Origin of the sequence: Oribacterium parvum ACB1 (assembly GCF_000238055.2) — a bacterium.
GTDB lineage: Bacteria > Bacillota > Clostridia > Lachnospirales > Lachnospiraceae > Oribacterium > Oribacterium parvum.
Map to the genome: position 1 here is coordinate 591,160 of NZ_KE148312.1, position 13,493 is coordinate 604,652.

Here is a 13,493-nt window from a genome sequence, read left to right on the forward strand (position 1 = left end):
CCGAATATTCGAATATCCCTTTAGCCAGTCCCCCCTGCTAAAGCGGACAAAGAAGAGGGACCATGAAATTTCATGGCCCCTCTTTTTATTCTCAGTTTGAATAGTTCGACTTCCAAGTCTGTACTTTTTACTCTGTTATGCCCGTTTGTAAGCCTGTACTTCCCAAGCAGTTATGCTTTTTTGTAGCCTTTCTTTCTATCTTCATGGTACCGACTTTTATGCCTGTTCTTCAATCTCTTCACCGCTTAAGCTGATAACCACCTCGGAAATACGCTTTACCACCGCGGAAATCTTCTCATTCACTGCAGAGCTGCTGTCGGAAAGTCTTCCTACCTCATCCGCAACCACGCCGAATCCCTTGCCGTGTTCTCCGGCTCTTGCAGCCTCAATATTGGCATTTAAAGCGAGAATCTTCTGTCTGCTCTGAATGCTCTTTAAATCATTGGTACTCTTCCGAATATCTTTTACCAAGTTCTGTGTCTCTTTAATTCCGTCAGATAATTTATCCGCAAATTCACGGAATCGAAGTTCACTGCAATCCGCCAGCATAAACTGCTCCATGCTGAAGACCAAGAGCTTTAATGCCGCCTTCTCTTTTTCCGAATCGTCACACAATCCCTTTTTCAGGTAAATCGTAGCAATCTTTTCTCCTTCGTATTGAAGGTCAGCCTGAATAGAAGAAGAGCCAAATTCCTGGGATCTGCGTTCCAAAGCATCGGCCTTCCCTGGCTCTTTTTTTTCGGCATTAGCAAAATACGTGACTTTCGTATCCTGCGACTGCACCATTGCCTCCAATCCTGTGGCCAGCGCCCAGTCACAAAGCATGGATTGAAATTGCTCTTTTCCTGCAAAATCTTGAATATGAATTACCATTTTCTTCCTTCCTCTTCTATCATGAACATGATAATAACGAACATCTAAAACAATATCGGCAAAGAAAAAAAGAGATATAAGACCATGAGGAAAGAATGTAAAAAGAAAAAACCGCCTCGCATAAGACGCAAGACAGTTTTTACAAGTTGACGTAAGAATCAGCTTTCCTTAAGATCGAGAAAGAAGCAGGAGCTGATAAACATGAAAAGCCAGTGATGCAGGAGCCGGAAGAAACATATCCGCCAGTGCTTCAAGAGTCACCTTCGCTCCGATTTTCCTCTTTAAAGAGGGCTTCATCTTCTTGCTTTTCCCAAGCTCTTGTACGATTTCCTTACAGCTTGGCAGAAGCTGTACACGAATATCCTCCTTCTTGGGAAGATTCTCAACAAGATAGGTCACATTTTTGTAGGGAATGGCTTCAAGACTCTCCAAGAGTTTCTTCTTGTCCCCCTTATAAAAGATACGAATACCGGAAGTAGCCGGATAAATCTGAAGACCGGTAATCTGCGGATGACAGGCAAGCATCCTGCTTAAAATCGTCTCCTCCTCTTCACTGATTCGGAAACGCTCCAGTCTAAGTCGAAGGGAACTGTCATTTTCATGGCATATTTGAAACTGCATAACAACCTCTCTTTATACAAATCCATTTTCATGGCTATAGCCTAAATACCGGCAAACACAAAACCACAACAGTTAGTATACACTATTTGTTTTGCTTTGTGTCTAAAATTTTTATATAAAGAAAAGTAGTTCCTCCTACCCCCTTTCTTTTCTCTCTTATTCATTGGTTTTTCTTTATTCTCTTTTCCCTATTTTCTATATTCTCTATTAGACAGAATCTTATATACTATTGTTCGTTCGGGAGAAGCTGCAAATCCGGAAGTTCGGAAATTCCATAGTTTTTATCCGAGAACCACTCCTCTTCTCCCCCTGTCAAGAAAATAAGGACATGCTTTGCCCTCGTTACCGCTACATAATCCAAGCAGATATTTCGATTGTCAGAACGAGCGGAAGGATTGCCCCCTGCTGAACTGATAATAACAATATTGGCATTTAAGCCCTTGGAAAGGTGGGCTTCGAGTACAATATGATCCAAAGCCTGAGGAGTAAAGCCAATATCCTTTATGCTGTTCTTAAAGTAATTCTGCTTCTCTTTCGAATTACACAGTACCAAAAAATCTCTTTCTTTTAAATCCGGGTAGCTTCCTAAAATTTCCAAAAAGAGACTGCGAAGCCCCTCTCCTTCTGCTCCGGACAGTTTTTTTTGATATACACCGTGAAAGGGACAATGCTTTAAGAATTCCGGCCTTTGCGATGCTTCCATATCTCTATAGGAATGCATCCTCCTGCGAAAAGCATCATTAATCCAGTCCACCAGCATCTTGTTGGCACGATAATTCTCATTCAGATAAAGAATCTGCACATTACGCTTCTTCTCCATCTCCCTTTTCATATTGTAGAAGACTTGTCTTTCTTTTTCCTCCTCCTGATAGATTGTCTGCCTCGGGTCTCCCACCATAAAGAGACAGTTATGACGCATCTTCCCCTTTTTATCTGTTGCAAGGCTGAGTAAAATATTGAGTTGACTCTGATTCAGATCCTGCAGCTCATCTGCGTAAATCTTACTGAAATCCCTTCTTAGAACCTGTAGAAAGGCCTTGTTCTTCTGTAAGAGCCTATAACAGCGCTCTTCCAGCGGAATATCCCCCTCTTCCCCGCACGATACTTTATCTTCTTTATTCTGCTCAGTATTTATATTTTTTGAGTCTTTATGAATATTTTCACAGCAAAAGCTTTTCTCCTTCTCCAAAATCCACAGGCAAAAATCATGAAAGGTCATAATATGCATGCCGTCTATGCCATGTATCTTTTTCTTGAGTTTGTGTGCGGCTTCCTTATTGATAGCCATCTCTCTATAGAGATGTTTTTTAATTTTCTGCTTAAATTCCTGTACCGCTTCCTCGGTAAAGGCAATCAAAAGAAAGTGGGATAGTCTCTCTCCACCCATAATCTGATTCAATATTCTCCTCGAAAGTAGGGTGGTCTTCCCCGTTCCGGGCCCTGCGATGATAAAGAGATTATCTTCTACATTCCGGATATACTCTCTCTTCCTTCGCTCAGTCCAAAATCTCCTCTTTTTCTCCATTCTACCCTCTACAGCGTAGCAGAATTCTCAGTATTACTGACTATACATTTGAAAAAACAGGGCACCGTAAAAACGATCCCCTGTCTCAAAACTACTCCGACTTTGTTGCCAAATGCAGTCCCATACTCTCTAATTTGTTTAATATCTCGTCCAAAGACTTTCTTCCCATATTTCTCACCTTCATCAGGTCATCCATGGATTTTGCACAAAGATCTTCCACCGTATTGATACCTGCTCTTTTTAAGCAATTATAGGAACGCACGCTAAGCTCCAGCTCATCAATGCTCTTGTTTAATTCATCACTCTCCATATCCTGCGTACTGCTGCCGCTTCCTGCAAGATTCCGAACATTGCCCTCCATATCCATGAAAAGCTTTAAGTGTGTCTGTAAAACTCTTGCTGCAAGAGAAACCGCCTCTTCCGGATGCATCGTCTTATTCGTGTTGACATCCAAAATGAGCTTCTCCTCTTCTTCACCCTGTTCTTCCACAAAGACATTTACCTTCTTTACAGGAGAATAAATGGCATCGATTGCAATCACGCCGATAGCGGAATCACTGTGGTCTCGGGTATTTGCCCCGTCATAACCGCGCCCCTTTGTGATAATCAATTCCATATAGAGTTTTGCATCCTCTCCGGAAAGCGTTGCAAGCACCAAATCCGGATTCATAATCTCCACTTCGGAGCTTACCTTGATATCGGAAGCACGAACAACTCCCTCTCCCATGTAATCCACATAAGCCATAACCGGGTCTTCCGAACTTCCGCTGTAGCGGATAGCCAGCTTCTTCAGATTCATGACAATCTCGGAAACATCCTCTTTGACTCCCGGAATGGAGGAAAACTCATGATAAACACTGTCAATCTTTACCTCACTGACTGCAGCACCGGGCATAGAAGAAAGAAGGATTCTCCGAAGAGAGTTCCCTAGTACGGTAGCTTCTCCCTTTGCCAGAGAAGTACATACAAAACGGCCATAACCCTGTTCTTCTATAAGCTCTTCTACTTCTAATACTGGTTTCATACGTTCTCCATTCTATCCTTATACTTTATTACAGCAGGCAAATGCTGTTCTTCAACTCTATAACATCATCTATCGCTGTTTTTCTTCGCGAGTTCCAAAACATGATCCATGATTCTCGCGAACATATCATTGCTAAGCCTATCCATTATACATATTTTTCAAAAAATATCGAGTACTTTTCATGAAAATACCGAAGAAATAAGCTTAAGCAGCGAGATGTTTTCCCTTTTCCATCTCTGTAGTCTGTCTTACCAAGATATTCTCCATAGGGACCTGAAACAAAACGCTGAGTGCGAACATATTGTCCAAACTGGGGAGTGCCTTCCCCTGCTGCCACTTATAAACTGCCTGAGGTTCTAAAAATCCCATATAAGAAGAGATATCTTTCACTCTCAATCCCTTTTCTTTTCTAAGGCGTTCGATATTCTTTCCCGTTGCATAAACATCAATCACGGGGTATTCCACTTTAATACCTTCCTTCATTCGGAACCTCCTTCCCATTTTCCCTTCTATATTATCGACATAAATCACTCTACAGAAAATCATGGAACTTAGCTATAAACACAAGCCTTTTTCAAAGCTATTCTGTTAAAAATAAGCGGAAGCTTATCTAATGAAGCTTCCGCTGCGATATAGAGCTGATGACGGGAATCGGACCCGTGACCTCCGCACTACCAATGCGACGCACTACCGACTGTGCTACATCAGCATACTCAGAACATTAAGAAAATAGCATAAGACACCGCAGTCTGTCAATTCTTTTTGGAAAAAACTCTGCGTCCCTTTTCAATCTTCCTTTTTTCTTTATTTTATTCTATTTACGTTGCTATAAGCAAGTATAGAATATATAATGTCCAAGGTTAATTTTTATAATTGAATGGAAATCTTTAATTAAAGAAGTATTTTCACAATAAGGAGGAGAATAAAAAGAAAATGAAAAGTAAGACCATTATGGCGGTTGCGGAGGCTCTGGGGCTGAAATACCTCGAGGACATCGGAGAAGCCGCCGGTATTTTTAACGGGTATTACCTTTACATCCGTTACACCGGTAAATATCATGAATGCTGCTTTTCCCTGTCGCAGATGGGGAATCATCCCAGCAAAGACTTAATGAAGTTAATTTCTAAAGACATTAAAGCGGTAAGCACCATCAATCTGTCCGGCTACCTTACCAGCGCAATCATTAAAAACGGGTTTACCAATAAAGGGACTATCCAAAACATGGTTGACGGCATTGCCGAGCTCGTTTCTCACTTTGCTGAAAACGGCTTAGTGAACTGTAGTGAAATAGATGGGGAGGAAGAAGATATCTCCCTCTATTGTCTGAGCGGAAGAAGCCATGTCTATACCAGAGCACAGTTCGATAGCTTAAGAATGGATGCGGATGCAAAACGGCAGAAGGATGAAAGCCGCGGGGTGCCCGGTATCATCCTCGGCATCTTCGGTGCTCTCGTCGGTGCCTTTGTCGGTGCCATCTTCGTCTTCTTTATCGCAAGACTGGGCTATGTATCGCTTTACGGCGGTGTCATCATGGGCTTTACAACGGTTCTCGGATACAAGATCTTTGCCGGCCGTTTCGGACTCATTGGTATCCCTGTCTGTCTTGTATTCATGGCGGGAATGTCCTATTTAGCAAACCGGCTCGACTTTGCCTTCCTTTTATCCGATGCTATCCATGAGGATTTTTCCCACGTTATCGATTGTTTCCAATATATGCAAGATATTTTTGATGCAAATGATCCGCAGGTTGCCGCAAGCTATCACAGAAACCTTTATCAGCTTTGGGCATTCACCATGGGAACCGGCGCTCTCGCCACCATTACAACCTACTTCTCCGATAAGAAGGCGCTGCCGTCCTATCCGATTCTGAATGAAAGCCATAGTGTTCCTCTGGCAGGAAGCTATACCGCCTCTCCGGATTTGAGCGGTCTTTCCCATCTCAGTGAATATGCGGACAGCAGTAACGAATACACAAGCGGATCCGGAGAGGACAACACCGGCACTCATGCCAACTAATCCGGTATAAGGAAAAATCGACTCCGGTCCTACAGAAGCTACAGAAAATACATTTCACGATATTTTCTCCGGGAAGGAGGATGATACCGTAAGTGCTTTCCTATATTTTATAAAGAAGAAAAAGGAGATTATTATGTCACAAAAACAGATTATGACCATCGTTGTTACCCTTGTTTGTGCCGCTATCAGCTTCGCAGAGATTCAAAACATCCGCTATGCAAAGCAGGTTGACACACCGACAACCATTCACCCCATCAGATTGATTGCTTGCATCGCCATCGTCATCATGGGAATCTATTCTCTGGTTACCGGACACTATATCCTAAACGTAGGATAGTTTAGCGCGGTACTTTCTGAACGGGATATCGCACGCTCTGCGAGCTATCCTCGTTAAGAATAAGAAGCGAAAGAAGGGGCTGTAAAAAATTAAAATAATTTTCTACAGCTCCTTCTTTTTACATACAAAACCCACGTTTTACCATAGATTCCTCTTCCTTTCTCTTTGCATCTTGTACCAAAACCAATTAAAAATGACATTTTTTAAACTTCGCATTGTATAAGGAAAATATTGCTGTCCCCAAACCATTAAAAGTTTATTTTAAAATGTTTTCTTACTTAAATTAATTTATTTTGGATTGCTATTTATTTTGCACCCGCTAACTTATCATTAGTTTAGACTAACGTCAATAAAATATTTGTACTTTTGCTAATAGCTAAAAAAGCTAAAAAAGCAAAATTCCACCGTCAAAAAATCCTTTCTCTGTGCTATACTTAAAAAGTTCGCAAAAGCGAAAGAAAATAGTATGGAACCTGTCTCCAATATGCGTTGTGACAATATCTTTACTACACACGAGACAGAAAAGAGGAAAGAAAAATATGAATCTTACAAAAATGGAATGCCCGAACTGCCACGGAGAACTCACGATACCGGATGGAATGAAGGAAGGCTTCGTTACCTGTGCCTATTGCAAGACAAAGGTCTATATCGAGCCGAATAAGCCGAACATTACACAGAACATTCATATCGATAATGTCAATATGGGGCAAAGAAGCGCTCCGGTACAGCAGGATTTCGGTGTACTGCAGGCGGTAGCCATCATTGGCGGAATTGTTTTTATTTTCTTGATGCTCATTCTCAGTAACATTTTCCGCACACCTCGTACGTCTTATACAAACACTTCCCGTACGACGGCAACGTTCCGCAGCGTGCCGGAGGATGAAACCGTAAAGAGCTTCGTAGAAAAGGCTTTCGGAAAGCAACTTAAGGATATCACAACGGAGGATTATAGCTCCATCGCTGCCCTGTCTATCCAAAAAGTGAACAGCGCCGATTCCGATAAAAATGAGCAATGGCAGTTTGACTTTGCAAAGTCTGTGAATGATGACGGCACGGCGAAGGACCCGGAAACCATTTATCTTCCCGCTACAGATACCATTGATGAAGCGGATATGCAGGTTTTTACGGGGCTCACCACGCTCACCCTTGGATATCAGGTGCATTTCAACTATGATGCCGACTCCGATGCGAAGACACTGAAGAATCTGACCAATCTCCGCTATTTTTCCGGACAAAATGAGGATTTTCAAACTGTCTCGAAACTTTTCGCACACCCCGAGCAGATTCTCGGTCTCTACAACATTATGCTGGACGATGATGCTACCGGTGATTCCTACTCCGACGAGAATACGGAAGGGGAAGACCCGGACGCTCCTTTTAAGGCATTTTCTTCTCTGGAAGAACTCACCGTTCATATCGATGATGACTACACGAAGGGGCTTCTGTTCCTTCGAAACTTTCCGAAGCTAAAGACGCTTGCTCTGGGATTTTATGGAGACAAGCCCACGGACCTTTCCCCTCTTTCTTCTTTAAGTAGCCTGAGTAAGCTGGACCTACTGGGAACGAATGATTCTACCGTGGAAAATATCGGGGTACTTTCCGGTATGCCGCAGCTGGAACAGCTTTCCTTACGGAATTTAAAGGATGTGAAGGACTTAAACTTCGTGCAGAACATGCCGAAATTAAAGTCCTTGAACTTGGAAGATCTTTCGATTTTGAATCTGGACGGTTTATCGGGGCATCTTTCCTTAAATAGCCTCTCCATTGACTGCTCTTCTCTGGAAAATGTCAATGCGCTCAGCACCCTCAGTTCTTTACAGACACTTTCCATCGGCTATCACACGTATGATGTTCCCGACTTACACGGGTTATCTGCGCTGGAAAATGTGAAGTGTTATTCCATGGACCGAGATTCCATTTCCCACATGCCTTCCATAAAGAATCTCACCATCGATAACTATGGTAGTGAATACAGCGCCGATTTTTTGCAGGGAATGAATGCTTTAACGAACCTTACCATCATAGGAAACGGCATTACCGATGAGGTAGAGCCGGACCTCGGGTCTGTCCTTCGGGCACTTCCCTCTCTTTCAAGGCTGGAATTTCAGGATTCCCCCTTCAGCCGTTATAAGGATTATACAGAGACGTTTACAAATACCGGGGTAAAAGAACTTCTTTTCACTCCGAACAAAAGCCAAGTAGCAAGTAGTGATCCTGTCCTTCCCGTTTCCCTAAGCCGCATGGCGGATGACAACACGGTGGAGAGCCTGACCCTCACACAGGCTATTCTTAGGAATGTGGATAACGAGTCGGAAGATTTTTCCGCCAATATTAAACCTTTCCTTTCTCATTACAAGGCCTTAAAGAGTCTCGACATCAGTAACAATAAACTGCAAAGCCTGGATTGCCTGGACGGCCTGACTACACTGGAAGAGGTGGATTTCTCGAATAACTATATCACCGACATCTCCATTCTTCGGAATCTCCCGAACTTAAAGAGAGTGAAAATGAGCGGAAACTCCATCGTGAATGCAGAGCTTCTGCCCGATGGCGTAGAAATAGTGGGATAAAGCGAAGAATTATGTAATACCAAAGACTGTCATACTTGAAATACTTGAAGGGGCTGTAAAAAATCAAAATGGTTTTCTAAGCAATATAGGTCTGAACTTGGGGCACGCTCTCGCTAGCTTCGCCACGTAACGGATACTAAGCGAAAAACTGCGTTTCTCTTGTTTTTCGCAAGTACCGACGGGCTCAGACTACCCCCGCATTCAGACCTATATTGCAAAGAATCCCTTTATTATTTTGATTTTTTACAGCCCCTTTGTCTATGCTTCTTTTACGAGTTTTCCGCTCATTCGGTCAATCGTCATCACAAGCACATTTACCCTGCTCCCCGCTTTTCTGATTTCCTCTTCTATGGACTCTTTTGTAGGATAGAAACGTTCTGCAAGCTTTCTGCAAATGGAAAGCACCTTATCCCGATTCTCTACGATTTCCATTCTTCCGAGGCAAACAACGGAACGAAAATGCCAAGGCCACTCTCCTTCTTTCTTAAATCCTTCGTCCAGCACCGTAAAGCAAACTTTGTTGTTCTTTGTAATGAGATCCAGCTTTAGTCCCTGCAACGCTCCGTGAAAATAAAGTTTTCCATCTTCTTCGTTATAGAATTGATTTAAGGGAATAGCATAGGGATAACCGTTTTCTCCGCGAAGAGCAAGTACTCCTCTCGGGGCTTCTTTCAGTACCTGTCTACATTCCTCCTCCGTAATTTCTTGCCTAAATCGACGCATTTTTCTGAATTCTTCTTCCATTGAACCTTCCATCCTTCCTCATTTCATAAGCTGAAACAGTCAGAAAACTATAGCATAGGGAAAAACTTTTTCCTATACTCTTCCACTATTGAAAAATGAATATCTTGTCCCCATCCCATTTTTTCTATTTCAAAAATTTATCCTTGAAAATAAACTATTTATAGAGAACGATTAGAAAAATACTTGTCTCTCTATTGTTATATACAACTAACTATTATATGATATTTATTAATATTATGCTTATCTATTCACTATTTAGATAGTTGTTACTAACAATTCTTAGGAGGCCTTCATGAACGTTTACAAAAAAGTATTTCGCTACGTTCCGGAAAAAATTGTACCGGGAATCCTTTCTATCCTGACTTCCCTCCTTTCCGGAGTGATTCTGGTCTATGCCTATATGCTCCTCTACTTCTTTCTGGAAAACCTAATCCTTTTCCGAGACGAAGGGCAGAGCTATATCTTGAGTCTGAAAATTGTACTTGCCCTTACCCTGGCAGGACTTTGCTATCTCTTCTCCGGTGTCTTATCCCACATCTTTGCCTTCCGCCTGGAGACAAATCTCCGGAAGAAAGGGATTGAGGGATTGGCATCCGCTTCGTTTCGTTTTTACGACCTGCATTCATCCGGCTACATTCGGAAATCCATTGACAGCAATGCAGAGAAAACCCATCAGGCAGTGGCCCACATGATTCCGGACAGTGCCCAGGCATTTCTTGTGCCTCTCCTAAGCCTTGCTCTTGGCTTCTTTGTGAGTCTTCGGGTGGGCATCATTCTCCTTCTTCTTGTTCTGATTAGCGGCTTCTTCCTACAGAAAATGATGGGCGGCAGCCAATTTATGCAGTTTTATCAGGAAGCCTTAAATCATCTCAGTGCAGAAACCGTGGAGTATGTTCGGGGTATTCAGGTCGTGAAACTCTTCGGAAACCGCCTGCAAAGCTTCAAAGCCATGAAAGAGGCCATTGAAAGCTATGCAAAGTACGCTTATGAATACAGTTTAAGCTGTAAAACTCCCTATGTTCTCTACCAATGGATCTTTTTAGGCTTAATTCCGATTCTGTCGATTCCCCTGTCCTTTCTCCTTGTAAAAGAAGCCCATCCCGAAAAACTAATCATCGATTTGATTATGATTTTCTTTCTGGACGGCGTCATCATGGTGGCTTTCATGAAAATCATGTGGTCCGGCATGTACATTTTCAATGCAAGCTTTGCCATCGACGAAATGGAAAAGCTCTATAAGGCAATGCAGGAAGACAGCCTCCAATACGGCAAGGAAGAAAAGTTCCCAAATTACAGCATGGAGTTCGAAAATGTAGACTTTTCCTATGGAGACAAGAAGGTTTTGGAAGGACTTTCCTTCCGCTTGGAAGAGGGAAAAAGCTATGCCCTTGTGGGGCACTCCGGCTCCGGAAAATCCACCATTGCAAAGCTCCTCTCCGGCTTCTACAAAGTAGATAAAGGACAGATTCGAATCGGGGATCTGCCCATTGAAAGCTATAGCAAGAATGCCCTGTGTAAGGCCATCTCCTTTGTTTTCCAAGATAGCAAGCTTTTCCATAAGTCAATTTATGAAAATGTGCTCTTAGGAAAACCGGATGCTACTCCGGAAGAAGTGCATCGGGCTTTGGACTTGGCAGGTTGCAGGGAAATTCTGGAGCGTTTTCCCGAGAAAGAAAATACCTTAATCGGTGCAAAAGGCGTTTACCTTTCCGGTGGAGAAAAACAAAGAATCGCCATTGCCAGAGCCATCTTAAAGGATGCTCCCATCGTAATTCTGGACGAAGCCAGTGCTTCCATCGATGCGGATCAGGAGTATGCCCTGCAAAATGCGTTTAAGAATCTGATTCAGGGGAAAACCGTGATTATGATTGCTCACCGCCTGTCCAGTATTCAAGGCTTACATGAAATACTGGTTTTGGAAGAGGGAAAGATTGTGGAACGAGGAAGCAGTAAGGAGCTTCTGCAAAGAGACAGTCGTTATAAAAAGCTCTGGGAACTTTATCAAACTACGGAAGATTGGAGGATAAACAAATGATGAATTGGTTCAAAAAACAGTTCTCCCTTACGGAGCAGGGTGCAAAAAACCTGCAAAAAGCCAGCCTCTACTGCTTTCTTAGCTATTGCATCAATATGTGCCCCGTTATGCTCTTACTCTATATCGCAAAGCTCCTTCTGGAAAATACGGATAGGAATGCCTTCTCGCCATGGGAGCTGATTGTTCCGGCGCTCGGTATCCTGCTCCTTCTCTACCTCCTGCTTTCCAAGGAATATGTCTGCCTCTATAATGCGACCTACAAAGAATCCGCAAACTTAAGAAAGAACATTGCGGAAACCCTGGCAGACCTTCCCATTGCCTATTTTTCCAAGCATGACTTAAGTGATTTGTCGGAAAGCATTATGTCTGACGTGGAGAGGATTGAACACGCCCTAAGCCATTCTGTTCCCAAAATCGTGGCCATGTTTTTCTTCTTCCCGATTATGGGAATCCTGATGTGCTTCTCAAACTGGAAGCTGTCCCTTGCCACCCTTCTCCCTGCGATTTTCAGCTTTCTTTTGATTCCCTTATCCAGAAAGCTCGTACTGCAAAACAATCAAAAGTACTATCATCTTTTGCGGGAAAATGCGGAAGCTTTCCAGGAACATATCGACCTGCATCAGGAAATCAGCAGCTTTCTCCCTGACAAGGAGGTTAGAGAAGCCTTATTTCAAAAAATGGACAAGCAAGAAAAGCTCCACTTGAAGACGGAAATGAGCTCCTTTATCGTCGTGGGATGCTCTGCCATTTTTGCTTTCTTAAGTGTGGCTACAGTAATTTTCGTCGGTTTCCCGCTCTATCGAAGTGGCAGCATTTCCATTCTCTACTTCTTAGGCTTTATCATCGCCTCCATGAAATTAAAGGAAATCTTCGACATTTCCAAGGAAAGCCTGATGGAGATCTTCTATATCGCACCGGCGGTGCAGCGCATCTCCGAAATCAAGGCGGCAAAGAAGCAGGAAGGGCTCAGTACAACCCTTTCCGACTTCTCCATTGATTTTCAGGATGTGTCCTTCTCTTACAATGAAGACAGGGCGATTCTGAAAGACGTCTCCCTGTCGGTAAAGGAAGGAGAACTTTTCGCTTTAGTAGGCCCCTCCGGCTGCGGAAAAACCACCATTTTACGCTTACTCTCCAGACTTTATGATGCAAATTCCGGAAAGATTTTCATCAGCGGAAAGGATTTACAAAACACAGCTACCGACTCCATTTTCCAAAAAATCTCCATAGTCTTTCAGGAAGTGAACCTCTTTAATACCACCATTTTGGAAAATATCCGTCTGGGAAGAGGGGATGCCACGGAAGAGGAAGTGCGGGAAGCGGCACGTCTTGCGAACTGTCTGGACTTTATTGAAAAGCTTCCCGATGGCTTCCAAACAAGAATCGGAGAAAACGGCGCAGAGCTCTCCGGAGGAGAAAGACAGCGTCTTTCTATCGCAAGAGCCTTTTTAAAGGATGCTCCTATCCTCCTCTTAGATGAAATTGCCGCAAATCTGGATATTGATAACGAAAGAAAAATTCAGGAAAGCCTCAGCAGCTTAATCCGTGGAAAAAACCGGACTGTAGTTCTTATTTCCCACCGAATGAAGTCCATTGAGAAAGCAGACCGTATCTTGGTTCTGTCCTCCGGTGAGGTGGATGCGGTGGGTACCCACGAAGAACTGCTGGAGCGCTCCAAAGTCTATCGGAATCTGGTTGAAAAGAGCAGGCTTGCAGAGGAATTCATCTACTAAAACCGGTCGCTTCGA

At 43.1% G+C, this 13,493-nt stretch carries 11 protein-coding genes and 1 tRNA gene; 5 read left to right on the forward strand and 7 right to left on the reverse strand.

What is annotated here, in order from left to right; translation table 11 throughout:
- Positions 1-216: 216 nt before the first annotated feature.
- The 6 genes from HMPREF9625_RS11520 to HMPREF9625_RS02855 form a co-directional block, all read right to left on the reverse strand.
- Positions 217-873, reverse strand: a complete 657-nt coding sequence (locus tag HMPREF9625_RS11520; protein WP_009535492.1) for a methyl-accepting chemotaxis protein — start codon at positions 871-873, stop codon at positions 217-219.
- A gap of 168 nt (positions 874-1,041) precedes the next feature.
- The gene (locus HMPREF9625_RS02835) at positions 1,042-1,494 is read right to left on the reverse strand and encodes a hypothetical protein (RefSeq protein ID WP_009535493.1); all 453 of its coding nucleotides are present in this window, start codon (positions 1,492-1,494) and stop codon (positions 1,042-1,044) included.
- Between the two features lie 226 nt (positions 1,495-1,720).
- Positions 1,721-3,019 carry a UvrD-helicase domain-containing protein gene (locus HMPREF9625_RS02840; protein ID WP_009535494.1) on the reverse strand — a complete coding sequence of 433 codons (1,299 nt, stop codon included), beginning with the start codon at positions 3,017-3,019 and terminating at the stop codon, positions 1,721-1,723.
- A gap of 91 nt (positions 3,020-3,110) precedes the next feature.
- The gene (locus HMPREF9625_RS02845) at positions 3,111-4,043 is read right to left on the reverse strand and encodes a DNA-directed RNA polymerase subunit alpha (protein ID WP_009535495.1); all 933 of its coding nucleotides are present in this window, start codon (positions 4,041-4,043) and stop codon (positions 3,111-3,113) included.
- 204 nt (positions 4,044-4,247) lie between these two features.
- Positions 4,248-4,526, reverse strand: a complete 279-nt coding sequence (locus HMPREF9625_RS02850) for a helix-turn-helix domain-containing protein (RefSeq protein WP_009535496.1) — start codon at positions 4,524-4,526, stop codon at positions 4,248-4,250.
- Between the two features lie 153 nt (positions 4,527-4,679).
- A tRNA-Thr gene (locus tag HMPREF9625_RS02855) sits at positions 4,680-4,752 on the reverse strand.
- A 224-nt stretch (positions 4,753-4,976) separates the two neighbouring features.
- Between HMPREF9625_RS02855 and HMPREF9625_RS02860 the strand changes: the two genes are divergently transcribed.
- The 3 genes from HMPREF9625_RS02860 (at position 4,977) to HMPREF9625_RS02870 (ending at position 8,966) form a co-directional block, all read left to right on the forward strand.
- The gene (locus HMPREF9625_RS02860; RefSeq protein WP_009535497.1) at positions 4,977-6,059 is read left to right on the forward strand and encodes a hypothetical protein; all 1,083 of its coding nucleotides are present in this window, start codon (positions 4,977-4,979) and stop codon (positions 6,057-6,059) included.
- Positions 6,060-6,192: 133 nt separating this feature from the next.
- Positions 6,193-6,396, forward strand: a complete 204-nt coding sequence (locus HMPREF9625_RS02865; RefSeq protein WP_009535498.1) for a hypothetical protein — start codon at positions 6,193-6,195, stop codon at positions 6,394-6,396.
- Positions 6,397-6,935: 539 nt separating this feature from the next.
- Entirely contained in the window at positions 6,936-8,966 is a 2,031-nt protein-coding gene (locus HMPREF9625_RS02870) for a leucine-rich repeat domain-containing protein (RefSeq protein WP_009535499.1), read from the forward strand.
- Positions 8,967-9,224: 258 nt separating this feature from the next.
- On the opposite strand, the gene HMPREF9625_RS02875 is transcribed toward HMPREF9625_RS02870, so the two are convergent.
- Entirely contained in the window at positions 9,225-9,710 is a 486-nt protein-coding gene (locus tag HMPREF9625_RS02875) for a pyridoxamine 5'-phosphate oxidase family protein (protein ID WP_009535500.1), read from the reverse strand.
- Positions 9,711-10,002: 292 nt separating this feature from the next.
- Between HMPREF9625_RS02875 and HMPREF9625_RS02880 the strand changes: the two genes are divergently transcribed.
- Both HMPREF9625_RS02880 and HMPREF9625_RS02885 read left to right on the forward strand, forming a co-directional pair.
- A complete protein-coding gene (locus tag HMPREF9625_RS02880) occupies positions 10,003-11,745 on the forward strand; it encodes an ABC transporter ATP-binding protein (RefSeq protein ID WP_009535501.1) in 1,743 nt (580 codons plus the stop codon).
- The gene (locus HMPREF9625_RS02885) at positions 11,742-13,478 is read left to right on the forward strand and encodes an ABC transporter ATP-binding protein (protein WP_009535502.1); all 1,737 of its coding nucleotides are present in this window, start codon (positions 11,742-11,744) and stop codon (positions 13,476-13,478) included. Before HMPREF9625_RS02880 ends, HMPREF9625_RS02885 begins: the two co-directional genes overlap by 4 nt.
- The last annotated feature ends 15 nt before the right edge of the window (positions 13,479-13,493 follow it).